This window comes from Nodosilinea sp. AN01ver1 (genome assembly GCF_050565655.1).
Taxonomy (GTDB): Bacteria; Cyanobacteriota; Cyanobacteriia; order Phormidesmidales; family Phormidesmidaceae; genus Nodosilinea.
Genome location: NZ_JBNXVS010000013.1, coordinates 1 through 26674 on the forward strand (window position 1 = coordinate 1; position 26674 = coordinate 26674).

Here is a 26674-nt window from a genome sequence, read left to right on the forward strand (position 1 = left end):
GCCCCTTGCTCTTCAGGGTCGATCTCCGGCAGGTTTGGCTCTGGACGTGGCTGTATCGTCATGCCCCTTATGCTACAAACTTTTGCCCCATTCCCAGTAGGTCAGCTTTGTTGCGGTGACTAATTACCATTTTGCTTTTTCTCAAGGGCGCAAGGTCTGCGTCCCCTGGGGCATGCGGTTCGGGTTTGAAATTAAATCAATGTTGAAGGTTCACTGAGCTGGCCAACTCTAACGCGATCAGATTGGGGCCTGGGGATGGGGCTCAAGTTCCAACCTCAGGTGGGGTGAACCGTCCGGTAGGAGATGGACGATTGGGTCAATCACGCTGTGGGACAGAAGTGCCAACTCTGAGTGGACGACAGGGCAGCGAAAGTTTCCTATATTGAACCCATACAAACGCAGGTTTCAGAAGATTTTTATTCTCTGAAATGGTCTGATATCAATTGCGACATTAAAGCTGGATAGGGTTTCAAATTAATATATCACTGGAGATAGTATTATGATGTCTGCTTCAGCAGTGGGCTGTGGTGAGCGCGAATTTCTAGAGCGCTCGGCCCAGATTAGTTCATTCGATAAAGCCTTGATTAATCAAGCCTTAACCACCGTTGCTCAGGAGGTGACAGAGTTATTGAGTCATTCTCATTTGAGCCACTCTGATCATGTCAACTATGTTGAGATGGTTATGATTCGGGCCGTGGAGCCAAAGTATAAAGAAATTATTGCGACGGCCTCCTTGACGCCCCGCGAACTGGAGGTGTTGCAGCTCATTGTCGATGGGCTCAGCAATTCTATGATTGCCAAAAAGCTCTACATTACAACAGGCACTGTCAAAAGCCATGTGCGAAATGTTCTAACTAAGCTCTGCGTGAGCGATCGCACCCAGGCTGCAATTCGAGCGCTGCGGTCTGGTCTGGTTCATTAAACCAAATCAGGGGTTAGTTGAGCTTGAACAGGAGTGAACCTATGAATATTCAGATTTTGTTAATTGATGCCAATATTCAGCGAGTTCAATTACTGGCATCACATTTGCTCAAATCATCAGAGTGCGATCTGGGCAGTCATATCTACCTTGCCGTAGCTTACAGCGGCGCAGAAGGCGTGATCTACGGGCATGAATTGCAGCCCGATCTGATTCTTTTGGGTGCGAGTCTGCCTGATTTTTCGGGCCTGGAGATTTGTCGTCAGCTGCGCTCAACGGGTAATCGGGTTCAGCTCATTTTGCTGGGCGCAAGCCAAAATATTGAAGATTGTGTTGCCGGTCTAGATGCTGGAGCCAATGATTATGTGTTTCCTCAGATTTCAATGGAAGAATTAATGGCCAGGGTGCGATCGCGCCTGCGCCGGGCCAGACTAGAAACTCAGCGCAATCGCCTGCATTTTGGCGAATTAATGCTCGATCGACTGACCCATGAGGTCTATCGTTATCGCTATGCGATCGCCCTTACGGCCAGAGAATTTTCTCTTCTAGAGTATTTTATGGAGCATCCGCAGCGGGTGATGACTCGCGATCAGATTCTTGAGCAGGTCTGGACTAAAAATTCTGATATTGACTCCAATGTTTTAGATGTCTATATCCGCTATCTCCGCGTGAAGCTAGAGCAGCATCAAATGCCCCGACTAATCCATACGGTGCGAAGTGTGGGGTATGTGCTTCGAGCACCTACCCCAAGACAGGCTTCACCCTTAAATCTAGTCAAATCTGATGTTCAGCCAGCCTTTTCAGTGGCAAGCTGAATAGCCACTGCTAACTTGCTAAAGGCAAGGGTTTGGGTTGTCAGTTTGTTTTACGGCTAATAGTCTCCAACTTTAGTTGGAATGCACACTCCAACTTTAGTTGGAGTGTTTTTACCTTTTTAGGAAGGACAGGCTCATCCATCTTTATGGGGTACAAAAACCTCAACTCAGAAGGGAAGACGGATTAGAGCAGGTTGTTTACAGTTAGCTCACATCAGCTACTTAAACGCCTACACAATGCATATTCCAGGTATTGACCATGACCCACCCCCTTAAGACCAAGCGTGCCCTCGTTACGGGTGGCAGTCGCGGCATTGGGGCTGCGATCGTCAAACAATTAGCGGCTGAAGGCGCTGATGTTGCCTTTACCTACGCCAGTTTCCCCGATTCGGCCAAAGCCGTCCTCCAGGCCGCACAAGATTTTGGCGTGCAGGCGATCGCCATTCAGACCGACAGCGCCGATGCCAGTGCGGTGGTCGCCGCTATTGAACAGACCGTGGACAAGTTAGGGGGTATCGATATCCTCGTCAATAGCGCTGGGGTGCTGGCGATCGCCCTCGTAGCATGACCATCAACAGCGTTCAACCCGGCCCGATCGCCACCGACATGAATCCTTCAGAGGGGAAAACGGCGGAAATGCTCAAAACCCATATCACTGTGGCCCGCTTCGGCACGGTCGAAGCGGTGGCGGGCATGGTCGCCTATCTAGCAGGGCGAGGGGAAATATTTTAACCAGACTAGCCAGCTATATATCCCCGGCAGCGCTCTCAATTTATTCAATCCACTTCAGATTGAGGACTGTACCGATGCCAAAAATTTTCGTGATAACCCACACCATCATTGCTGTGACAACTCCAGTTCTGGTGTTGCTCAACAGCCTGCTAATTACAGAAGCTTCCGTTACATCAGCTTTGGCGCAGCCTTTTTTGTCAATGTCATTTGATCAAAATCTAATACAGGTAAAAGACGAAAGTCTCCAGCGGTTTTTGGGAGAATCCTAGCTAACCTCATTGTCAAAAGCGTGTCTTATATAAATATTGGCGTTGAATCAAGTCAATACTGTTCCTTGTCGTTGTTTTGATTAAAACGAGCCACTTTTAAGCCAGTTAGCTTCGATTAAACCCTAACTAAAGGTGGAAGTGAAGACCATTAAATGAGCCAATTCTACTGGAACACGTTGTTAGTGATAGTGTGCAGCGTACTAGGCGTTTTAGAGCCCTCTCAACCCATCGTGGCCCAGGTGGTTTCTGACGACACGCTGCCCGCAGGGGAGCGATCGCAGGTTTCAGGCGATCCCAACTTTCAGGTGGATGGCGGGGCCAGGCGCGGGGGCAATTTGTTCCACAGTTTTAGTCAGCTTTCGGTGCCCACCGGAGGATCTATTTACTTCAACAACGCCGCCGATGTGCAGACCATTTTCAGCCGAGTTACGGGTGGTGCGGCCTCTAATATTGATGGATTAATTCGGGCGAACGGCACTGCCAACCTGTTTCTGCTCAACCCCAACGGCATTTTGTTTGGCCCTAATGGAGAATTGAATATAGGAGGATCTTTTGTAGCCACAACGGCCAACGACATCAATTTTGCCGATGGATTTCAGTACGGCGCTACCAACCCTCAAACAGCACCACTCTTAACCATAAGTGCTCCCATTGGTTTGCAGTTGGGAGAAAATTCGGGGCAGATTGAAGTGCAGGGAAACGGATATGACTTATCCGTTATTATCCCTATTTTTACCCCTTTGATTAGAGGGAGTGGTGCAGCAGGGTTGCAGGTGCCAGCAGGTCAGACTCTTGCTTTGATTGGGGGAGATGTAGACGTTGATGGAGCCACGCTGACGGCAGAACAAGGCCACATTGAGTTGGGCAGCGTGCGCGATGGACAAGTAAGCCTCAGGGCTATGACTTCTGGCTTTGCGTTTGCTTATCAAGGAAGCCAACGTTTTGGAAATATTCGTCTCTCGCAGCAGGCATTAGCAGATGCCAGCGGCGGCGGTGTGATTCAGGTGCAGGGAAATCAGGTGTCGCTGGCGGATGGCTCACTGCTGTTGATTCAAAATCAAGGGGTACAACCAGGGGGAAACATTCGTATCCAGGCTGCCTCTAGTCTCAATGTGAGTGGGGAAAGCCCAACGCAGAACATATTAAGTGGCTTACACAGTGAGACGACGGGCAGTGGTGGTGGGGCCAATATCGCTGTGTTGACGCCGATGTTGGTCGTTCAGGAAGGAGGAGAAATAGTGACGTATTCCTTCGGTTCTGGTAGAGGAGGGAATGTGACGGTTTCCGCCCCTAATAAAGTGCAAATCAGTGGAGTCTCGCCTTCTGGTATTAGCAACAGCCGTATTATTTCTTTCGCTCTCAGTTCTGGAACTGGGGGAGATATCACGCTATCAACTAGAGGGTTAATTATCGATAGCGGAGCAACCATATTAACCATAACTCCGACTGGGACGGGCCGCGGTGGAGATGTGGTGGTAGATGCTGCTGACTCTATAGCCATCAATGGTGCAAACATCATTGGTGCAAGTAGTGACACGATCAGTAGTTTGGGTACTTCTTCGGGGACTGGCGATGCTGGCAACTTGATTGTCAATACGCGAAGACTGACACTTAGCGAGGGCGGAAGCATTTTGACTTCCACTTTCTCAAATGGTGATGCGGGTAGTCTGACTATTAACGCGTTAGAGTCCGTGGACATAACCGGGAGAGCGCAGCTAACCATTCCCGTTTCCAGCCAGATTAGTTCGTCAGGATTTCTTTTTCCCTTCCCAGGACGAACCTTGACAGGAGGTGCCGGAGATATAGCCATCACCACCGGACACTTGAGCGTAACTGATGGTGCCAAAATCGATGTAAGCAATCAAGGGACAGGGGATGCTGGGACACTCCGGTTAGTTGCCAACTCTGTAGTTCTAGACGGGGGCGGTTCAATTACTGCGGCGACAGCCTCTGGCGAAGGCGGTAACCTTGACCTCAACGTGCGAAATTTTCTGCTGCTGCGAAACAACAGTTCGATCACCGCATCTGCTAGCGGCACAGGTAATGGTGGCAACATTGATATTAACGTAGGCTCAATCGTTGCCATTCCTAACGAAAATAGCGACATCCGTGCCAACTCAGTGAACGCTCGGGGCGGCAACGTCACCATTAATACGTCGGGCATTTTTGGCCTTCAGTTTCGCTCTCAGGAGACGCCTTTGAGCGATATCACCGCGACCGGAGCCAATTCGGCCTCCAGCGGCACGGTGCAGCTCAACATTAATCAGCTCGACCCCACCTTTGGCTTGGTTGAGCTACCAGATAACCTGATCGATCCATCTCGGCTGATTGCCCAGGGCTGTCTGGCCAGCCAGGGCAATTTCTTTGTGGTCACGGGGCGAGGTGGCCTGCCGCCTAACCCAGAACAGCAGCTGGATGACGATGCCGACTGGCAAGACCGCCGCCGGCTGGTGGCACGGTCAGCCTCGCTACCTGAGTTAGCCCCCTCTCCCACACCCACGTCCGATGGGCGACGCTCGACTTCACCCCTGATTGAAGCCACCGCATTGCAGATTGCCCCCAATGGAGCCGTTCGGCTCGTTGCCCCAGAGGCCGCTGTCCATGACCCAGTAGGTTTATCTATCGCCTGTCAGGGAGGCGAGTAGATGCATGAGACTCACCAGACGAGGCAAAACATATTTGGGGGATGCGGGCGATCGCCCATCCAGGCCCAGGCAAGATGGTTGAGATGGTTGCAGTTGGCGGCTTTAGGGTTTTTGCTAACCATTACCCTGCACGCCAATATGGCGATCGCTGAGCAGAATGCTGGCGGCGAACGATCGCTACCGCTCAATCAGCTGGTGCAGCAGGCCGAGGATTACTACCAGGCGGGTCAGCCGACGCAGGCGATCGCCCTCTGGCAGCAGGTCGTCACGGGCTACGAGCAGGCGGGTGATGCCCTCAATCGGGCGTTGATTCTAAGTTTTCTGGCCCAGGCCTTTGACGATTTAGCCCAGTGGACCGCCGCTAATGATGCCATCACGCAGGCGATGTCTCAGCTCAATGCGCTCCCCCCAGCCTCCAGTTCAGAGGCGGCAGGGGTGCGGGCGCAGGTGCTCACCATTCAGGGCCAGCTACAGCTTGATCAGGGGCTGGCCTCAGACGCATTGACCACCTGGCAGGCGGCGGAAGCAACCTACCGGGCCACCGATGATGCCGACGGCATCGTGGGTAGCCAGATCAATCAGGCCAGAGCCTTGCAGTCAGCCGGATTTTATCGGCAGGCCAGAGCCCTGCTAACCCGGGTCGAGCAATCCTTGCAGGTGCAGCCCGACTCGCCGCTAAAGGTGACGGGGTTGCGCAACCTGGGCAAGGTGTTGAGATGGGTGGGGGACCTGGGGCGATCGCGCCAGGTTTTAGAGCAGAGTTTGGCGATCGCCCGGCAGATTCCGTCAGCGCCCGCAGCCGACATCAGCGGCATTCTGCTCAGCCTGGGCAACACGGCGCGTGCCCAGGCAGACCCCGAGGGGGCCATGGCTTTTTACCAGCAGGCGGCGGCGATCGCGCCCTCCCCCGCAGCGGTGGCTCAAGCGCAGTTGGCCCAGCTCAGTCTTTTGGTGGAAGCCCAGCAGTGGGCTGAGGCTGAACGATTGGTATCGCCTATTCAGGCCCTTCTGAGCCGCTTGCCGTCCGGAAATTTGGCCGTTTATGGGCAAATTAATCTGGCCCAGAACGTGGTCAAGCTGAGCGGCAAAGCCGCCAGCGCCGCCGGAGAAACGCTGCCTCCCGAGCTGTTCAAAACCTCAGCTCAAGGCCTGGCCACAGCGGCTCAGTACGTTCACCAGGCGGGCAATACTCGGGCTGAATCCTATGCCCTGGGTACTCTGGGCAGCCTATATGAAACCACCCGCCAGTGGGACCAGGCTCAGGATTTGACCCAGCGGGCCCTGGAGCTGGCCATGGCCATGGGTGCCGCTGATATTGCCTACCAGTGGCAGTGGCAGCTGGGCCGCATCGGCTGTCGCGACACTCAGCCCTGCACCGGCCATGTGCCTCAGGCCACGGCGGCCTATGGGGACGCGGTTAAATCGCTGCAATCGCTGCGCAGCGATCTGGTGGCGATTAGTCAGGATGTGCAGTTTTCCTTCAGGGAGAGCGTGGAGCCGGTCTATCGCCAGTTTGTGGAACTGCTGCTGCAATCTGACACATCCAGCCCAGACCCAGTACCCAGTCAGGAAAATCTGAAACAGGCGCGGGAGGTGATCGAAGCGCTGCAGCTGGCCGAACTCGACAACTTCTTTCGGGAGGCCTGCGTGAATGCGCGCCCGGTTGGCATCGACCAGATTGATCCCCACGCCGCTGTGATTTACCCGATCATTCTGCCGAGCCAGCTGGCGGTGATTCTGGCGTTGCCCAACCAGCCGCTGCACTACCACAAAACCCAGCTCTCCCAGACGGAGGTTGAAGGCATTCTGACCGAAATGCGCCAGTCGCTCAGGCCGACCGCCTTTGTCGAAGACTGGCTGCCTGCCGCCCAGCGGGTCTACGATCTGCTGCTGCGCCCGATCGCCGATCAGCTCACGGCCAGCGGCATCACCACGCTGGTTTTTGTGCCCGATGGCCCGTTGCGAAACTTGCCCATGACCGCCCTCCACGACGGCGATCGCTACCTGGTTGAAACCTACAGCGTTGTGCTCACCCCTGGGCTACAGCTGCTGCAACCCCAGGCGCTGGAACGGCAGCGCCTGCGCCTGCTGTTGGCGGGGCTGAGTCAGGCCCGCGAGGGGTTTTCGGCCCTGCCCAACGTGGCGGTGGAAATTGACCAGATCAAGGCCGAACTGCCGGGCCAGGTGCTGCTGGATCAAGCTTTTACCAGTCAATCGTTTACCACTCAAGTAGAGTCTACCCCGGCCTCTGTGGTGCACCTGGCTACCCACGGTCAATTTAGCTCCAGGGCAGAAGACACGTTTATCTTGACCTGGAATGGCCGCATTGACGTGAAGCAGCTCGATCAGATCCTGCGCTTTCGCGAAGGCGATCGCACTCCGATTGAGCTGCTGGTGCTGAGCGCCTGCCAGACCGCTACAGGCGATCGCCGGGCCGCCCTGGGCATGGCCGGGGTGGCGGTGCGATCGGGGGCGCGCAGCACCCTGGCCTCGCTGTGGTCGGTGGGCGATCGCTCTACCGCCGCCCTGATGATTGAGTTTTACCGCCAGCTGGGGTTGCCCGGCGTCACCAAGGCCGAGGCCCTGCGCCGCGCCCAGGTTACCCTGCTGCACCAGGACGACTACCTCTCTCCCTACTATTGGGCACCGTTTATTCTGCTAGGAAATTGGCTATAAAACCATGATTAAGCTCCTCGTTTATAGGGCTCTCGTTTATGGGGCTGCCGCTGGCGTTCTCCTGGGGCTAGACCTGGGGACGAGGGTCAACGCCTCTCCCCAGCTTGGGGCCAACAATCCCTCAGCGGCCTTGACTGGGTCTCCCGTAGTCAGAGATACCCGCCTGAAGCAGAGCAACCCGCCGCCACCGCCGACCAATCCGGGCAGCTCGGCCCCAGGGGGACGCCGAGCTGCCGCCGCCTGTCCGCAAGACACCGCGACATCCTCCAGTTCAACGACTCCAACCCCCTTACTGACGGCGCTGAGCCCGATCGCGCAACCAGGCATCGCCCTAGTGACCCACCCCACCTTTCTGGTCTACGTGCCCACCACGAATGCTGAAAACGCAGAATTTAGTCTCCGCAATCAGGCTGGTCAGGGCCTTTATCGCACCACCGTGCCTCTGCCTACCACGCCCGGCATTGTCAGCATCAGCCTGCCCGCGCAGACCACTGCTTTAGAAGTAGGCAAGACCTATACCTGGACGTTTGCAATCATTTGCGACCCGACCGATCGCCTGGAAGATCAGTTTGTCACCGGCACCGTTCAGCGCCGCGATCTTGACCCGGCTCGGGCGGCGCAGCTAGAGCAGTCTTCCGCCAGCGATCGCCTGGCGCTATACCAGCAAGACGGCGTTTGGTACGATGCCCTCGCCCTTTTGCTGGAGCTACGGCGCACCGATCCAGAAGATACCAGCCTCACTACAACCTGGCATGAGCTGCTGCAATCGGGTGGAATCAATATACCTGGCGAAAGCGACTCGATTCCATAGTTAAGAATGCCGAAGTGCTGAAAGTTGAGGGTTGAGGTTTGAATTCAGCGGCTCACTCAAACTTCAAACCTCAAAATCAAACTTTAAAAACCTAACCTATTCAATTTCAGTTCCTCAACCATCTGCCTTGAGCGATCGCACTAGAGTTAGAGTCTATGTGGACAACCTTAAACCAGCATCTAAGACAATGGCGGCACTGGCGCGGCGTTTTTGTGACCGTTCCCAGTGTCGCCAGTGGCTTGCTGATTTTGCGTCTGGCCGGGGCCTTTCAGTTCATGGAATTGGTCGCTCTGGATCAGATGTTTCGGCTGCGTCCGCCGGAACCGGTAGACCCGCGCATCATTCTGGTCACGATTGATGAATCGGATGTCAAACAGCTGGGGCAGTGGCCCATGTCGGATGCCACCCTGGCGCAGACTCTGTTGCTCATCCAGCAGCAGCAGGCGAGCGTCGTGGGTCTCGATCTCTTTCGCGACCTCCCGGTCGAGCCTGGTCATTCAGAACTCACCCATGTTTTTGCCACCATGCCCAATCTCTTTGGCGTGGAGAAGGTGATCAAAACGGCCCAGGGGGAACGAATTCAGGCCCCCTCTGTGTTGAAGCAGAACGATCAGGTCACCGCCAGCGATCTGCTCTTAGACTCCGACAACCGCATTCGCCGCAGCCTGCTCTATCTGAGAACGCCAGACGATCGCTCGATCTTTACCCTGGGGGCACGGTTGGCCTTTGCCTATCTAGATCAGCAGGGCATCGAGCGGCAGCCCCTGACCCCCGATCAGATGACGTTTCGGCTGGGGCGGGCCACCTTCACTCCCTTAACCTCCAATGCGGGGGGGTATGTAGGTATGGATGCGGGGGGGTATCAAATCCTGGCCAATTTTCCTCGATTTCGCCATGGGTTCCCCACGATTTCGCTCACGGATTTGCTCCAGGGCAACGTGCCGCCGAATTTAATACGCGATCGCATTGTTCTGATTGGGCTCACCGCAGAGAGCATCGAAGACAGGTTTTTCACGGCGTACACGACCGATACCCTGACGGCCCCGGCTGGGGTTGAGGTGCATGCGCTGCTCACCAGTCAATTGCTCAGCGCCGCCCTGGAGGGTCGCCCGCTGCTGCGGGTCTGGCCAGACCTGCTGGAGTGGCTGTGGATTATCGCTTGGTCAGCGATCGGAGCCGTGATCGGCTGGACCTCTTCATCCCCACGTCAGACCGTTCTGCGGGTGGTGGTGCTGGGGGGGGCGCTGCTGGGGGTCGCCTACGCCATGTTTCTGGTCGGCTGGTGGGTTGTTGTGGTGCCGTCGCTGTTGGCCTTAGTCGGCGCGGCGATTTCTAGCCATAGCTACCTGCTGTGGGACAACTTCAACGACTATGCCCGCACCCTGGAGCACAAAGTAGATGAACGCACCCTGACCCTACAGCAGGAAATTGTTGAGCGTCAGCAGGCCGAACGCGACCTGGGGGAGAGCGAAGCCCGGTTTCGCCAGCTGGCAGAGGCCGCTGTAGAGGCCGTCGTCGTCATGGAGCAGGCGCACATTCTAGATGTCAATGCCGCCTTTACTCGGATGTTTGGCTACGCGCTGGCTGAGGCCGTAGGTATGCCGGTGGGCGATCTGGTGGTTGCAGACGATCGCGACCGGGTGATCCAGCAGCTGCAAGCCGGGGATGAAGGATTTCAGGAGACTACCTGTCTACGCAACGATGGCACCACCTTTCCCGCCGAGCTGCGGGTCAAGGGGGCAACCTACCGGGAGCGGAGGGTTAAAATCGCTTCAATTTACGACATCAGCGATCGCAAAAAAGCCGAGGCTGCCTCAATTCTGGACGAGCGCAACCGGATGGCGCGCGAAATTCACGATACCCTGGCCCAGTCGTTTACCGGCATTTTGCTTCAGGTTGGAGCCGCCACGCAGGTGGTGGCAGACGATTCGGATGCGACCCTGCTCCACCTAGACATGATTGATGCACTGGCCCGCACAGGGTTGATGGAGGCGCGGCGTTCGGTCACCGCCCTGCGGCCCCAACTGTTAGAAGATGGCAATTTGCGCAGTGCCATTCAAAGTCTGGTGGCTCAAATGCAAACGACGGTCGACGCTAAGCTGACCTACACCATGAAGGGTACGGCCTACCCTTTATCTATCGATGTTGAAAATAACCTGCTGCGCATTGGGCAAGAAGCCCTCACCAATGCCGTCAAATATGCAAATGCTAGCGAAATTCGAATTTCGCTATTGTATGAAGCTGATCAATGTAGTCTGCATATTAAGGATGATGGAGAGGGCTTCGGCGTGGGCAGTCTTCCTACCACAGGCGGCTTTGGTCTATTGGGTATGAGCGAACGGGCCGAGCGTATAGGTGCCCAGCTAACGATTCAAAGCCAGCCCGGGCAGGGCACCGAAATTGTTGTCATAGTCAATCCATCGTCGGCCCCTCAATCGTGATTTCTAACCAGGCTAAGAGAATGCCATAGATCTACTAGATAATCGTTTCAGGGCTTTTATGCCTATCCAGAGGAATTCTATGGTTACTCTACCGGGTATCACCATCCAGGCCAAGATCTATGAAAGCTCTAATTCCCTGGTGTATCGCGGTACGCGAGAGGATGGGCTGCCGATTATCGCCAAACTGCTTAAGCAAGAGTATCCCTCTGCCCAAGAAATAGCCCGCTACCGACAGGAATACGACATCACTCGTTCCCTCAATCTGCCAGGAGTTGTCAGGGCCTACGGTCAACAAACCTATCAGCGCACCCCTGCCATTTTGCTAGAAGATTTTGGCGGCGAATCGCTAGAGCAATGGCGGCAGCAACGCCCAGACGTTTACCCGATGCCCCTACCGCTATTTCTATCCCTCGCCGTTAATCTAGTGGATAGTCTAGGCAGCATTCATAACGCCACTATTATTCATAAAGATATTAACCCCAGCAATATTGTCTTTAATTCCGATACGGGGGTTGTAAAAATTATTGACTTTGGCATTGCCACCCGCTTTAACCGCACCAATCCAACCTTCAAAAGCCCCCACGGGTTAGAAGGGACGCTCGCCTACCTGTCGCCGGAGCAAACCGGGCGCATGAACCGGGCGATCGACTATCGCACTGATTTTTACTCCCTTGGCGTGACGTTCTATGAGCTGCTGACCGGGCAATTGCCGTTTCTCACAACAGACATTCTTGAACTGGTCCACTGCCATATTGCCAAGTCGCCCATACCGCCCCAGGATTTGAATGCAGCAATCCCTGAAGCTGTTGCAGCCATCATTTTGAAATTGATGGCAAAGAATGCCGAGGATCGCTATCAGAGCGCTTGGGGCATCAAGGCAGATTTAGAAGACTGTGCCGAGCAGCTAAAAACAAGGGGGCAAATCAATGCCTTTCCCCTGGGTCGGCAAGAGGTTGCTGATCAGTTGCAGATTCCTCAAAAACTCTACGGGCGGGAGGAAGAGATCGCGGCATTAGTCGCGGCGTTTGAGCGGGTCGCAGGCCGTTCTGCGTCGCCAGATTTGACGTCTGACTTAGAAGATTCAGCTCAAACCTTGAGCCCTACCACTCAACCTTCAAAACTAGAAATTATGCTGGTTTCTGGCCCGGCGGGGGTTGGTAAATCAGCCTTAGTCCAGGAGCTTTACAAAGCTATCACCGCCAGGCGCGGCTATTTTATCGCTGGCAAGTTTGACCAGCTCCAGCGCAATGCTCCCTACAGTGCGATCGCAGATGCCCTCAGAAATCTGGTGCAGCACCTGCTGGGCGAACCTGATCAGCAGGTGCAAAAATGGCGATCGCAACTTCTGGCTGGCCTGGGCAGCAACGGACAACTCATCATTGATGTCATTCCAGAAGTCGAACTAATTATTGGCAAGCAATCCCTCGCACCAGAAGTTGGGCCAACTGAAGCTCAAAATCGCTTCAATCAAGTTTTTCAGCAATTCATTCGGGTGTTTTGTTCTGATGGGCATCCGCTTGTGGTCTTCCTGGATGATTTGCAGTGGATCGACTCAGCTACGATTCAGTTGATTGAACTGATGCGGCTAGATGAGCAAACTCAATCTCTGTTTTTGATTGGAGCCTATCGAAATAATGAAGTGAGTCCAACTCATCCACTCGCATTAATGCTGGAGAGACTACGAACTCAAGGAACAATACTTCAGGAGATTATCCTGGAGCCTTTAACACTGATGCCGTTAACTCAATTGATTGCCGAGACAATACATCAAGATGTTAATACGGCTCATACCTTGACTGAGCTAGTGCGGCATAAAACCGAGGGAAATCCCTTCTTTGTGGGTGAATTTTTACAATTCCTGTATAGTGAAAATTTATTGAGCTTTGATGCAGATGACTTGAATTGGCAGTGGAGCCTTGCTCAGATTCAAGCTCACAATGTCACCAACAATGTGGTGGAGTTGCTGCTGATCAAGCTGAAGAAATTACCAGAGGTGACGCAACAGCTTCTTCAATTGGCCGCATGCATCGGGGCTGAATTTGATTTAGAAACGTTAGCGATTGCATGTGAACGATCGCCTAAAACGGTTTTTCAGGATTTATTAATAGCGATACAATCCGGATTCATTCAACCTGTCTCTGAACTAAGCGAGGACTTGTTAGTTCAAGATTATAAGTTCTTGCACGATCGCGTGCAGCAAGCGGCCTATGCTTTAATCGATGGGTTGCAAAAGCAAATTGCTCATCTCCAAATTGGTCGCAATCTTTTCAAAAAAATGCTGTCAGAACGACTGTCAGAGCGGCTGTTTGAAATCGTGGATCATCTCAATCATGGGATTGAACTAGTTACTGATCAGACTGAACGAGATGAAATCGCTCAACTGAATTTGAGGGCGGCACAGAAGGCAAAAGGTGCGATCGCCTACAGTGTAGCTCAAACCTATTTGACCAGCGCCAGATCCTGGCTGCCAACCTCTAGCTGGCAAACAAACTATGATCTGACGTTGAGTATATATCTGGAAACCACAGAAGTTGCGTATTTGTGTGGCGAAGAGGTTGAGAGCTTATTCTATTTGCCAGAGATAACCGAGTCGGCTCAAGCTGTTGAAAATGCAGCCCTGGTAGAGAGCTATTTGATCCGACTAACGGGCACGCCGCTTCAACCTTTGTACTATTTCTACGATGCTCTAGCAAGACTCGCAATATATTCTGAAAGCAGCGCTCAAGTCCAGGATCAAATCCTTGAGAGAGTTGCAGTTAGCCTGGCAAAAATGAAGCAGTGGGCCTATGATGCGCCCATGAACCATTTGCATAAATATCATCTGGTGGAGGCAGAGAAAGCGCGAGTGTTGGGTCAGCTGCTGGAGGCTGAAGAGTTCTACGAGCAGGCAATTCAGGGAGCTAGAGATCATGAGTATCTACAAGAAGAAGCTTTAGCCTATGAATTAGCCGCCAAGTTTTACCTGTCTCGCGGCAGAGAAAAATTTGCTCAAACCTACATGAAAGAAGCCCACTATTGCTACGAACGCTGGGGAGCAATGGCAAAGAGGAAGGATTTGGAAACTCGCTACCCTCAGTTCTTTGCTCAAGCCTCAGGTCAGCTTGAAGTGCCAATATTTGATCCCTCCAGAACGACCTCTAATCACTTAGACGATACGTTTGATCTGGCCGCAGTCTTAAAAGCATCCCAGGCGATTTCGAGCGAAATTGAGCTGGATCAACTACTCCACTCCTTAATGCAGATCTTGATCGAGACTGCTGGAGCACAAACTGGCTGTCTACTCCTGGAAAACTCAGGAGAATGGGTGATTGAAGCGGCTTGTGAGCTCAATGATGGTGGTAAGGTCTGTGCGATCCAGGTGCTGCAATCGATTTCAGTGGCTAATCATTTACCTGAGTCCGTAATTCAATATGTGATTCGGACGCAGGAATCAGTGATCTTGAATGATGCAGCCCATGAAGGAAATTTCGTCGATGATCCCTACATTCAGCACCACCAAACTCAATCCTTGCTCTGTTTGCCGCTGCTAAATCAGAGCAAACTCGTTGGGGTGCTTTATCTAGAAAATCAGCTAACAGCGGGAGCATTCACTCCCGATCGCTCGCAAGTGTTGAACTTGCTCTCCACTCAGGCGGCGATCGCGATTGCAAATGCCAAACTTTACTCAAGGCTGCGCGCTAGCGAAAGTCAAATGGCTCAATTTCTAGAAGCGATTCCGGTGGGAATTGCCATCCTTGATGCGACAGGTCACCCCTACTATGTCAATCAGCAAGGAATCGAGCTATTGGGTAAAGGGGTTGATCCTGCCGCGACGCCGGAGCAACTTTCAGAAGTTTATCAACTCTATGTGACGGGAACAGATCAAATTTATCCATCAGAGAGACTGCCCATTATTCGAGCGTTGAGTGGCGAACGCACCAGGACTGATGATGCCGATATTCACCAGAACAACGCAATTATTCCCGCTGAAGCCTGGGGCACCCCCGTCTTTGATGAACAGGGCAATGTCGTGTATGCGATCGCCGCCTTTCAAGACATCACGGAGCGGAAACAAGCAGAACACCTCTTAGCAAATTACAACCGCACTTTGGAACAGGAGGTTGCGGAACGAACAGCGGCGTTACAGCAAAGTGAAGCAGAACTGCGCGCTCGTGAACAGGAATTGCGGCTCATTACAGACGCTCTCCCGGTTGGTATTGGTTACATTGATGCCGAGCAACGCCACCGCTTCGTTAACCATACCTATGAGATTTGGCGCAACTGTAGTCGAGATGAAATTTTAGGCAAGTCGATTCGTGAACTGGTAGATCATACGTCGTATCAAGTATTAGAACCCTATGTTAATCAGGCTTTAGCAGGACAAACAACAACTTTTGAAGCAGAAATACTCCTGCCAACAGGCAAAAAGTATCTGAGTACAACCTTAATTCCCGATTTTAACGTCAATGCTCAAGTGATCGGGTTCTATGCCCTCAACACAGACATTGGCGATCGCAAGCGCGCTGAAGCAGCGTCAATTTTAGAGGAACGTAACCGCATGGCGCGAGAAATTCACGATACGCTGGCCCAGTCTTTCACCGGCATTTTGGTTCAGATCAGCGCCGCCACGCAGGTGCTCACCGACGATCTACAGGCGACTCAGACCCATCTGGAAATCATAGATGAACTGGCTCGCACTGGACTGGCTGAAGCGCGGCGATCAGTGGTCGCTCTGCGCCCCCAACTTCTAGAGGAGGGCGATTTAAGCAGCGCTCTGCATCGTTTAGTGACTCAAATGAGAGCGACCGCCGACACTGCCTTGATCTATGACGTTTACGGCACAGCCTATCCCCTCCCCACTGAGATCGAAAATCACCTGCTGCGGATAGGACAGGAAGCTCTGACCAATGCGGTCAAATACGCCAGTGCCCGTGAAATTCGGATTGAATTACGGTACGAAGATGGCCAATGTCGCTTGCGGATTCAAGACGACGGCATTGGTTTCAGGATGGATAGCCTGCCAGCGGAAGGGGGCTTTGGCCTGCTGGGCATGAGTGAGCGGGCCGAGCAGATGGGTGCACAACTGACGATTCAGAGTCAGCCGGGGCAGGGCACCGAAATTGTTGTTGTGTTTTCCCAAGAGCGAGCATCATGATAGACCCATCCAGTTCGATTCGCATTTTGATTGCCGACGATCATTCCATCGTCAGGCAGGGGTTGGCGACCATCATCAACCGGGTTCCAGAGATGACGGTGGTGGCCCAGGCCGAAGACGGACAGCAGGCGATCGCCCTCTTTCGAGAACACCAGCCCGATGTGACGCTGATGGATCTGCGAATGCCGCAGATGACTGGAGTAGAGGCGATCGCTGCGATCTGCACCGAATTTAAGCAGGCGCGAGTGATTGTGCTGACCACCTACGACAGCGATGAAGATATCTATCGCGGTTTGCAGGCCGGTGCCCAGGGCTACCTGCTCAAGGATGCTAAGCCCGACGAACTGCTCAAGGCGATTCGCACGATTTATAGCGGTCAGAAGTACGTGCCGCCAGAGGTGGGGGCTAAGCTGGTGCAGCGGATGAGCAATCCAGAGCTGAGTGAGCGAGAGCTAGAGGTACTCCGCTCGATGGCGCAGGGGATGAGCAATCTAGAGATTGGCACCGCCTTATGTATTGGTGAAAGCACCGTTAAGTCCCACGTCAATCGCATCTTAAGCAAACTGGGTGTCAACGATCGCACCCAGGCGGTGATTGTAGCGGTTAAACGCGGCATTGTCAGTCTCTAGCGGTCACTGAGGTTGATAGCAGATTCCAACTCAAGTTGGAGTTCCCCATCCGGTGGGAGATGGATGGGGCTATCAATCTGGTTAGGGGGTAAAAGTAGCAACTCTGAGTGGGCGACAGGTCAGCGGTCAGCCCCTATATTGAACCCAGTGGATGAACACCGATTCTCTCAGGTCCAGCTATAAATGAATCTTTTTGTAGGGGCACAAATTTTGCCCTCGGCATAGTATTTGTAGCTTTGTTGAAGAGAATTATTGTCCTATCTCTATCGAATACTTCTCAAAAGAATTCGATAGAGAGAGCAACTGGCTTGAGCATGGCGGGGAGGATGAGGCTCTGAAAGAAGATGGGGATGCGATCGCCAGCTACATTTCGCAGTTTTTGACCGCCCGCCTGCAACCCGTCCCAGTCTGACAGGCGCGAACCGGCAGTCGGTTTATGACTCGCTCTCACACCGTTTCGATCAATTGTTCGACTAATTGATCGCGTTTAGTGATTTCGATTCAACAGATTTTCACTTTCACTAACTAGAGGAAACCACAATGATTAGTCAAGCTAAGTCCCAAGCAATCCGTACTCAAGACGTTGCTACAGATTCCCGTCTTACCAGCGAAGTGAAAGCATTCTTAAACATGCTGAACTCAGACGATGGGCCACCGTTAGAGGCCATGACTCCCCTGGAAGCGCGTCAGGTGTTGGTGGATGCACAGGCGTCTGTTGACGTTGATCTGTCAGGCATTGACGAGTCTGAAAAAACAATTACCGCCGATGGATATTCGATTGTGCTCAACATCGTCCGACCTGAGGGCGTTCAAGGAATTTTGCCTGTATTCATCTTCATTCACGGTGGCGGCTGGGTACTGGGCGATTACCCGACGCACAAGCGCATGGTGCGCGATCTGGTCGTGCTGTCGGGGTTTTCAGGGGTTTTTGTCAACTACACGCGCACGCCCGATGCCCAGTATCCCCAGGCGATTAATGAGATTTATGCGGCGACCAAATGGGTGGCTGAGCATGGCGCAGAAATCGGGGTTGACGGCAGCAATCTGGCCGTGGTCGGCAACAGCGTCGGCGGCAATATGACAGCAGTTACGACGCTAATGGCCAAGGCCAGCGGCGGGCCAAACATTAAGCTGCAAATCATGATGTGGCCGATTGTAGACGCCAATTTTGAAACAGAATCGTATCAACAATTTGGTGAAAACCGCTTCTTGACCACACCGCTGATGAAGTGGATGTATGACATGTATATCGCTGACCCTGAAAAGCGCAAAGACATCTATGCTTCGCCCCTCCAGGCAACAGTCGAACAACTGAAAGGATTGCCCCCGGCCCTCATTCAGATTGCCGAAAGCGATGTTTTGCGAGATGAGGGGGAAGCCTACGGACGCAAACTCAACGAAGCCGGAGTCCCTGTTACAACGGTGCGCTACAACGGCATGATTCATGACTTTGGCCTGCTGAATGGGTTAGCGGAAATTCCGGCAGTGCGATCGCTCTTCGTTCAAGCGGCAGCCGAACTGAAAAAGCATCTGCAATAGAAAATTATTGTCCCATCCGTATTACTCGCAGGTTGGGTGGCGCGGCAGCAAAACCCAACAAGACTATCTTTAGTGTTGGGTTCCACTGCGTTTCACCCAACCTACCTCTAGCTTTTGTGTTGTCAGGTTTCGGCTGAGTCCTCTACAAATATGGAGTTGAATCGTGAAAGCATCATCAACAATGCGTGCGTTGATTGTCGATGATTTTCAAACGGCGTCATTTCGCAACGCCGAGATCCCACGACCAGAGCCTGATGACAATCAAGTCTTAGTCCGGATTAAGGCCAGTGGCGTTAACCCGCTCGACAGCAAAATCCGCACCGGCAAAGCGCCCCATGCAAAGCCCGTTCTCCCTGCCGTATTGGGCACTGATCTGGCTGGAATCGTTGAAGCCGTGGGGCGAAATGTCACCGCGTTTCAGGTTGGCGATCACGTCTATGGGCTAACCGGTGGCGTGGGTGGGCTGCAAGGTTCATTGGCTGAATTTGCGGCGGTCGATGCTGATCTGCTCGCCAAAGCACCCGCCAACCTGACCTTGCGGGAGGCAGCTGCCCTACCGCTCGTGTTTTTAACCGCGTGGGAAGGGCTGGTTGATCGAGCAAACGTGCATCAGGGGCAAACCGTTCTGGTGCTGGGTGGGGCAGGCGGGGTCGGCCATGTTGCGGTGCAAATTGCCAAGGCGCGGGGTGCCACTGTGTTTGCAACCGCGTCGGCGGCAAAACATGACTTAGTGCAACAGCTGGGTGCTGTGCCCATCGACTATCGCACCACTGCGATCGAGCAGATTGTGCAGCAGTTTACAGCCGGGCAGGGGTTTGATGTGGTCTATGACACCGTGGGTAGCGCCACGTTGGACGACGCATTTCAGGCTGTCTGTCGCTACGGTCACGTCGTCAGCAGCTACGGTTGGGGAGCCCATTCCCTGATGCCCCTTTCGCGGAAGGGGGCCACGTATTCTGGCGTGTTTGTCCTGCTGCCGCTATTGACGGGCATGGGTCGCGCCCATCATGGGGAGATTTTGCGTCAAGCGACTCAGTGGGTAGACGCGAATCTATTGCGTCCGGTGGTTGATCCGCGTCAGTTCACGTTAGATACAGCCCTGGCTGCCCACGAAGCGGCGGAGCAAGGCACAGCGATTAGCAAAATCGTGATTGATTTGTAGCCCAGATCTATAGCTCACATTCACTGCGAATCTTGTTTGCAATCTCAACGCTTATGAACAAGCTATAGGGTAAAGGCGCAGTGGGGCTTCTATTATCCTGAATGCCTCGATCATATCAATCAAAGGTACTCTAACGTTCAGTGTTTGTAGTGCAATCAAAGTCGGCACACTGGATGAGATGGCCAAAGCTGTGGCTTTTCTCGCGTCAGACGGCAGCAGCTTTGTCAACGGCATTGAGCTATTTTTTGGTAGCGGCATAGCGCAGATTTGAAACGTAAAAAGCAGAGAGCGAACAGCTTTTTGCCAAGATTGAGTAGGGATTTTGCAAGCCTGATATCCGATCAACAATGTCAGATTTCGTGGATTTTTGGGATGGAGCTTTAGCCCTAGAATTATCAAGAACCCTGGCAAAAGGAGAAAATATGAATCTTCACCAACTCACAGCGCTTGAAGACATTCGTCAGGCCAAAGCACGCTATTGCCGATTCATAGATTTGAAGCAGTGGGACAACCTCAAAAACTTATTTACGCCGACTGTGAATCTTACTTTTTATGGGGTTCAAGGAGAGCTGTTATACCAATTTACAGATCTTCAAATTTTTATTGACCAAACAGCAGCCATGTTAGACAACGCTCAGACTATCCATCAGGTTCATAACCCTGAAATTCAATTGACTTCGGAAACGACAGCACAAACGATCTGGTCAATGGAGGACTGGATTACTTATCCCGAAGATGTAAACGGGCTTTTCAAAACGCTTCATGGATTTGGACATTATTATGAAACGCTCGAATTTAGGAAGGGCTGCTGGCTCACCACGACACTCAGCTTAAAAAGAACCATTCTAACTATTGCCTGAGCGGCAAAAGGAAAAAATGTTGCCGAAAATGAAAGCGGTCATTATGACTAAACCCGGCGGTCCTGAGGTGTTGACCTACACAGAAGTCGATATGCCGCGTATTGAGCATCCAACCGATGTACTCGTGGCAATCAAAGCGGCAGGCGTTAATCCAGGCGATTGTCAAAACAGAAAGTTCGGGGTTCCTGCCTATGCAGCAGGGAAAGGGAAACAGGGCTTTAGCATTCTGGGGATGGACGGAGTTGGCGTCGTTAAGGCAGTGGGAACAGGCGTCACGCACATCAAGCCGGGTGATGAAGTGTGGTATTACGACGGCGGCTACGCAGATAAACACGGTAGCTACGCGCAATATAAGGTCGTTAATAGTCATTATCTAGCCCCCAAGCCGAAGTCGATCGATTATGTAACAGCCGCAGCGTTACCCGTCGTCGCCCTAACCGCATGGGAGGCAGTAGTCGAACGCGCAAACGTACAATCCGGGGACTTTGTATTGGTACATGGCGGTGCTGGTGGACTCGGGCATATCAGCATTCAGCTGGTGTTAAATCGCGGTGGACGTGTGGCGACGACAGTCACTGGTACTGCAAAAGAAAAATTAGTACGTGCACTAGGCGCTGAAGTGCTTATTGACTATAAAAAAGAGAATGTGAAGCAGGCGCTAATTAACTGGACAGGCAAAGACGGTGCAGATGTTGTGTTTGACTACGTTGGTCATGAAAATTTTGCCAACAGCATCGACCTGGTTGCGCCGTATGGAACGCTCGTCAATACAGTCGTCTCTGATTGGCCTAGTGGGACTAATCTCGTGGCTGAATATAAAAATTTGAGCATCAAGTTCGTCAATATCGGTCTGCCGCAAGTGTCTAAAAACCATGAATTTCGACTTCGCCAAACGCAGGTTTTGAAAGAAATTTCACGACTTGTCGATGCCGGCCAATTGCAGGTTCACCTCGACCGAATTTTTCCACTGCAACAAGTAGCAGAAGCGCAGCGATCGCTAGAGGCTGGTGAAATCATTGGGCGCGTTGTCATTGAAATATAATGAGGAGTTAGGATGAAAAACGGAAAAATCGGCGTGGGTATCATTGGTGTCCATCCTTCGCGTGGATGGGCAATGACCGCACATCTACCCGCATTGAAAGCATCACCCGACTTTGAAGTTGTTGCATTAACGAATTTAGATCCAGATATCGCGAGCAAAGCAGCGCTCAAATTTAATGTTCCTTACGCCTTCCAACTTCACGAAGATCTATTGGCTTGTCCGGATGTGGACTGGGTTGTCGTTACGGTCAAAGTGCCATATCACTTTGAATTAGTGAGTGCCGCAATCCGGTCTGGAAAATCGGTTTATTGCGAATGGCCTTTAGGCAACGGGCTGCAAGAGGCAGTAGAACTAGAGCAACTCGCTCAAAAATATAAGGTTCAGACGGTAGTGGGATTACAGTCTCGCACAACGCCAGAGGTGAATTTCATTCGGGACTTAATTCGTGACGGCTACGTTGGTGAGGTTCTGTCCGTTTCACTAATTGGTTCGGGGATGATCGGCGGAGCCATGATTCCTGAACAATTTGTTTACACGTTGAATTCGAAGAATGGCGCTGGCATGATAAATGTTGCCTTTGCCCATGTAATCGATACTGTCAGCTACATGCTGGACTCGGGCATCATTGAGGTGGTGGCAACCTTAGATAGTCGGAGAAAGACTGCACAAATTATTGAAACAGAAGCGATCGTGGCGATCGAAACGCCAGATCAAATTGCCGTTAGCGGCAAGATGAAAAGCGGTTCTGTGATTTCTGCCCATTTTCGAGGAGGGTTATCACGTGGCAGCAATTTCAGATTGGAAATTAATGGAACGCAGGGCGATCTAATCCTTACTAGTTCGCTTGGATATCCTGGACTGGGTGAAACAAAGGTTCAAGGTGCTCAAGGTAAAGCCGCCGCTGTGCAAGATATCAAAATGCCGCAAAACTACAAGACGGTAGATGCAGACCTTGAAATTATGGCAACGACTGTTGCTAGTAACTACGCCCTGCTCGCTGCCGACCTTAAAAATGGGACAAAAACAGTACCTACATTTGCAGATGCTGTCAAGTTACACCGTCTTATTTTTGCAGTTGAACAATCGGCTGCAACAGGTAATAGGCAGCACCTCTAGAATTGCCGCGACAGATCGACTAAGGGCTGTCTGTCAATTACAAGAAACAGCATTGTCTTTTTTTTGATTTCCGATTCAGCCGATATCACAAAAGAAAAATTAGCTATTTCAGGTGAGTTTTAGTCTAGAAAACTATGAACATCAGCAATTAAGGAGACATGGCATGAATATCAACAAGAATGATACCGCCGTAGTTGTAATTGACCCACAAAACGATGTTTTAAGTGAAAAGGGAGTTTCCTGGCACTTAGTGGGCAACAGTGTGAAGGAGAACAAAACCGTTGAGAACATTGAGCGCATCTTTAAAGCCGCAAAGCAAAATGACTTTGAGGTTTTTATCTCTCCCCACTACTACTATCCCACCGATTATGGCTGGAACTTTGCTGGAACTGTAGAGCACATGATGCTAGATATCAAAGAGTTCGATCGCAAGGGCGCGTTGAGCCTTGACGGTTTCTTAGGATCGGGTGCTGATTGGCTCGATCGCTACAAACCGTTCATTGAGGATGGCAAGACGATCGTCGTGAGTCCTCATAAAGTTTACGGACCGCAGACTAACGATCTTGTTTTGCAGCTGCGAAAGCGCAATATCAGCAAAGTCATTCTGCTAGGAATGCTGGCAAATCTTTGTGTTGAAGCTCACCTGCGAGACTTAATCGAACAGGGCTTTGAGGTACTCATCGTTAAGGATGCAACAGCTGCTCCCCATCATCCAGAGCTGGGCGATGGCTATAAGGCTGCGTTGATCAACTTTGGCTATCTTGCTAACGCCGTTTTGTCTACAGACGACGTTCTCAAAGCCCTAGCCTAAGCATCGCAGAAATTTAAACTTTATCATCAATGAAGAAACCATGAATAAAAAATGTCCCAATCCATCTCCCAGCAAACGACAGAATCTCAAAGGTACTAGCTCAGAAATAAGAAATCCCAGTCGTGAGGTAGCAGAAAACCAAACTGAATTGGCACTCGAAGAATTACTCAATGCTGAAGATCTTTCGCACGTTGTCGGTGGGGCGCATGATGAGTCTGCTCATGTAGAGAGCCAAACAGTTTTATCCCCTCCCAGAAGGAACGATAGCCCCTTTGAACCATCTCCGACCTATCCACCTGTACCGAATACAGGTATCCCTCCGGGCCATTCACCTGGGGAGTAACGCTATGGTTTTGACTGAAATTAACGGCATTATTAATCAGCCCAGTCCGTATTCAGTGTCTGAAACCCTCGATCGCCTGGTCACTGTTTTACAGGCAAAAGGCATCACTATTTTTGCCCGCATTGATCAAAAGATAGAAGCTGAAAAACTTGAGTTAAGCCTGCACCCGACCCAGCTATTGTTATGCGGTAGCCCCCAGACAGGGACGCCATTAATGGTCGCAGAACCAGCGATCGCCCCCGAATTACCCCTAAAAGTACTGGCCTGGGAAGCGGCGAACGGTAACGTATGGCTGAGCTACAACGATTTCCTTTACCTACAGCAGTGGTTCTCGCTATCGGATGAGCAGTGAAAAATATTGCGGTGATTGCGCCATTAATTCATCAGGCGTTTCTCTAAGCGCTCTTTATCGATTAGTAGGTCGAAAAAGCCACCGATTTAATCAAGGAAAGTTCTACCAGTCAAGCTATTCCCGCCCAATACAGCATTCAAAACTCAACTTATTCATTGATTTAGAAACCTGTGATAGAGCTTTGAGCGATCGCAAATCCCACACGTGGTGAGCTTTATCTGCTGATATCAAATAATAGCAAACAGAATAACCCAATATTTGAAAAGAGGATCTAATGGCACAGATCACAACACCATTTGGGCGGCATTCCACTGCCGCTGAAGTAGTAGAAGGAAACAATCTTTCTGGCAAACGAGCGATCGTCACGGGGGCCGCTTCAGGGATTGGCATTGAGACGGCACGGGCACTGGCTCAAACTGGAGCTGAAGTTACTCTGGCGGTACGTAACACTGCTGCCGGGGCGACGACAGCGGCTGATATCACCACCACCACAGGGAATGAGAATATTCATGTTGCCCCTCTTGATTTGGCTGACCAAGCCTCTATTGCCGCGTTTATTGCCGCGTGGTATGGCCCGCTGCACATCCTAGTTAATAACGCAGGGGTAATGGCATTGCCCGAACAGTACACCCCTGAGGGTTGGGAAATGCAGTTTGCCACTAACTATCTCGGCCACTTTGCCCTAGCTCTCGGACTTCATGATGCACTGGCGGAGGCTGGGGCGGCCCGTATTGTATCCGTCAGTTCTAGCGGACATTTGCTATCGCCAGTTGTCTTTGACGACATCCATTTTGCCTTTCGCCCCTACGATCCGTGGTTAGCCTATGGACAATCTAAGACCGCCAGTATTCTTTTTGCTGTAGGCGCTACTGTGCGCTGGTTTAGGGATGGCATTACTGCCAATGCGTTGATGCCGGGAGCGATCGCCACCAACCTCCAGCGCCATGTCGGCAGTATTCAGACCCCGCCAGAGCGACAAAAAACTCCGGCTCAGGGCGCTGCTACATCAGTGCTGCTCGCAACCTCTCCACTGCTAGAGGGCATCGGCGGGCGTTATTTTGAAGACTGCAACGAAGCCGCGATCGTGACTCGACGAACCAAAGACTACACTGGCGTTGCTCCTTACGCCCTCAACCCAGAAAACGCTGATCGCCTCTGGGCAGAATCGCTTTTAATGCTCGCTTGAACTGATTAATTTGAATAGGAGACACATGACTATCGCGTGGTTGAATGGTCAGTTAATTTAGACTTTTTGCTCACGCAATAACCCAAAGCAGCTATGTCAGGCTTTCTCAGCTTTTGCGATCAGTAAGTTGACAATACTATCGTTCGATTATCCTACCCAGAGGAGTGAGCCGTGGGCATTGAATATTACGACGACATTATTATCGGCGGCGGCAAAGCGGGTAAAACGCTGGCTCCCGCATTGGTTGCAAGTGGCCGCAACGTTGCTCTAGTAGAACGCAGTCTAAGCATGATTGGGGGCGGATGCATCAACGTAGCCTGTATTCCGACCAAAACGATAGTGGCGAGTGCAGCGGTTGCTCACACCATGCGCCACAGCGCAGCCTATGGCGTTTAAGCGGATGCCCCCATCGTTGATTTAGCCGCGTGGTTGAGCGCAAGCGATCGGTGGTGCAGTCGCTGCGGGCGATCAATTTGCACAATCTGGAAACGGCTCTAGGTCACGAACTGATTATTGGCCTGGGTCGGTTTGTGGCTCCTAAAACCATCGGAGTGGCAACGGCGGAGGGCGCTATTCGACACCTTACCGCCGAGCGAATCTTCATCAATACGGGGACACGACCGCTGATTCCATCGGTGCCGGGGCTGAAAGAGGCCGGTTTTTTGACCAGCGAGTCAATCATGGAACTGGAACAGTTACCTGAGCACCTGATCGTGCTGGGCAGCGGTTACATTGGGCTGGAGTTTGCCCAGATGCAGGATGCCGCCTAGCTTCTAGCCATACACCAGATTTGACAATATCTCGAATGGGCTTTTTGCTGCTGCCCAAAGCTATGCCTTTTCGGCTGTGGCTAAGACATAACTTGCCGACTACCGCTTACGGTGGGGCATTGAAACCCTCTTTGCGGCGTTGAAAAGTTGGGGCTTTAACCTTGAATCGACCCATTTCTGCCACGCTGAGCGCTTCAGTAAGTTGATAGCGCTGCTGGCGTTGGCCATGCTCACCGGGCTCTGGCAACACCAGCAGCAGCCGATTCCACTGAAGTCTCATGGCCGCAGGACCAAGAGCCTGTTCTGCCTTGGTTGTGATTTCCTGCGGCGTATCTGCTGCGATCTCACGTTGCGCACCACTGAGTTTAATCAGGCGCTTCAACTTTTGTCCCTGTACTGAGAGCTAAGCCAAGTCCTCTCTT

The 26674-nt window shown here is 52.1% G+C and carries 17 protein-coding genes and 6 pseudogenes; all 23 read left to right on the plus strand.

All coding sequences use genetic code 11. The annotated features are described in order from the left end of the window. Positions 1-724: 724 nt before the first annotated feature. A pseudogene (locus ACQ4N7_RS12285) lies at positions 725-922 on the plus strand (response regulator transcription factor); the annotation flags it as partial. A 41-nt stretch (positions 923-963) separates the two neighbouring features. Beyond that, the gene (locus ACQ4N7_RS12290) at positions 964-1734 is read left to right on the plus strand and encodes a winged helix-turn-helix domain-containing protein (protein ID WP_430711797.1); all 771 of its coding nucleotides are present in this window, start codon (positions 964-966) and stop codon (positions 1732-1734) included. 259 nt (positions 1735-1993) lie between these two features. Continuing rightward, a pseudogene (locus ACQ4N7_RS12295) lies at positions 1994-2466 on the plus strand (SDR family NAD(P)-dependent oxidoreductase). Positions 2467-2540: 74 nt separating this feature from the next. After that, complete coding sequence (locus ACQ4N7_RS12300) at positions 2541-2735, plus strand: hypothetical protein (RefSeq protein ID WP_430711798.1); 195 nt, start codon at positions 2541-2543, stop codon at positions 2733-2735. Positions 2736-2965: 230 nt separating this feature from the next. Then, positions 2966-5380, plus strand: coding sequence for a filamentous hemagglutinin N-terminal domain-containing protein (locus ACQ4N7_RS12305; protein WP_430711799.1), 2415 nt, complete (start codon positions 2966-2968; stop codon positions 5378-5380). A 78-nt stretch (positions 5381-5458) separates the two neighbouring features. Beyond that, on the plus strand, positions 5459-8056 hold the full coding sequence (locus ACQ4N7_RS12310; RefSeq protein WP_430711800.1) for a CHAT domain-containing protein: 2598 nt from the start codon (positions 5459-5461) through the stop codon (positions 8054-8056). A gap of 4 nt (positions 8057-8060) precedes the next feature. Further along, positions 8061-8867 (plus strand): DUF928 domain-containing protein, encoded by an 807-nt coding sequence (locus ACQ4N7_RS12315; RefSeq protein WP_430711801.1) that lies wholly within the window; start codon positions 8061-8063, stop codon positions 8865-8867. A gap of 155 nt (positions 8868-9022) precedes the next feature. Then, positions 9023-10033, plus strand: a pseudogene (locus ACQ4N7_RS12320) (CHASE2 domain-containing protein); the annotation flags it as partial. A gap of 201 nt (positions 10034-10234) precedes the next feature. Further along, positions 10235-11308 (plus strand): annotated as a pseudogene (locus ACQ4N7_RS12325) (PAS domain-containing sensor histidine kinase); the annotation flags it as partial. A 79-nt stretch (positions 11309-11387) separates the two neighbouring features. After that, entirely contained in the window at positions 11388-16442 is a 5055-nt protein-coding gene (locus tag ACQ4N7_RS12330) for an AAA family ATPase (protein ID WP_430711802.1), read from the plus strand. After that, positions 16439-17071 carry a response regulator gene (locus ACQ4N7_RS12335; RefSeq protein ID WP_430711803.1) on the plus strand — a complete coding sequence of 211 codons (633 nt, stop codon included), beginning with the start codon at positions 16439-16441 and terminating at the stop codon, positions 17069-17071. Before ACQ4N7_RS12330 ends, ACQ4N7_RS12335 begins: the two co-directional genes overlap by 4 nt. Before the next feature lie 540 nt (positions 17072-17611). Beyond that, entirely contained in the window at positions 17612-18610 is a 999-nt protein-coding gene (locus ACQ4N7_RS12340; RefSeq protein ID WP_430711804.1) for an alpha/beta hydrolase, read from the plus strand. Positions 18611-18791: 181 nt separating this feature from the next. Continuing rightward, positions 18792-19772, plus strand: coding sequence for a zinc-dependent alcohol dehydrogenase family protein (locus ACQ4N7_RS12345; protein WP_430711805.1), 981 nt, complete (start codon positions 18792-18794; stop codon positions 19770-19772). 157 nt (positions 19773-19929) lie between these two features. Next, positions 19930-20043: pseudogene (locus ACQ4N7_RS12350) on the plus strand (oxidoreductase); the annotation flags it as partial. A 76-nt stretch (positions 20044-20119) separates the two neighbouring features. Continuing rightward, positions 20120-20632: a nuclear transport factor 2 family protein gene (locus ACQ4N7_RS12355; RefSeq protein WP_430711806.1), complete on the plus strand. Its 513-nt coding sequence runs from the start codon at positions 20120-20122 to the stop codon at positions 20630-20632. A 16-nt stretch (positions 20633-20648) separates the two neighbouring features. Then, positions 20649-21674 (plus strand): zinc-binding dehydrogenase, encoded by a 1026-nt coding sequence (locus ACQ4N7_RS12360; protein ID WP_430711892.1) that lies wholly within the window; start codon positions 20649-20651, stop codon positions 21672-21674. Positions 21675-21686: 12 nt separating this feature from the next. Further along, positions 21687-22790 carry a Gfo/Idh/MocA family protein gene (locus tag ACQ4N7_RS12365; RefSeq protein WP_430711807.1) on the plus strand — a complete coding sequence of 368 codons (1104 nt, stop codon included), beginning with the start codon at positions 21687-21689 and terminating at the stop codon, positions 22788-22790. A 163-nt stretch (positions 22791-22953) separates the two neighbouring features. After that, a complete protein-coding gene (locus ACQ4N7_RS12370) occupies positions 22954-23601 on the plus strand; it encodes a cysteine hydrolase (RefSeq protein WP_430711808.1) in 648 nt (215 codons plus the stop codon). Between the two features lie 347 nt (positions 23602-23948). Next, positions 23949-24296, plus strand: coding sequence for a DUF302 domain-containing protein (locus ACQ4N7_RS12375; protein WP_430711809.1), 348 nt, complete (start codon positions 23949-23951; stop codon positions 24294-24296). Positions 24297-24570: 274 nt separating this feature from the next. After that, positions 24571-25482 (plus strand): SDR family NAD(P)-dependent oxidoreductase, encoded by a 912-nt coding sequence (locus ACQ4N7_RS12380; protein WP_430711810.1) that lies wholly within the window; start codon positions 24571-24573, stop codon positions 25480-25482. Positions 25483-25653: 171 nt separating this feature from the next. After that, a complete protein-coding gene (locus ACQ4N7_RS12385; protein WP_430711811.1) occupies positions 25654-25878 on the plus strand; it encodes an FAD-dependent oxidoreductase in 225 nt (74 codons plus the stop codon). Between the two features lie 29 nt (positions 25879-25907). After that, positions 25908-26252, plus strand: a complete 345-nt coding sequence (locus ACQ4N7_RS12390; protein ID WP_430711812.1) for an FAD-dependent oxidoreductase — start codon at positions 25908-25910, stop codon at positions 26250-26252. 91 nt (positions 26253-26343) lie between these two features. Further along, positions 26344-26652 (plus strand): annotated as a pseudogene (locus tag ACQ4N7_RS12395) (transposase); the annotation flags it as partial. Positions 26653-26674: the final 22 nt, after the last annotated feature.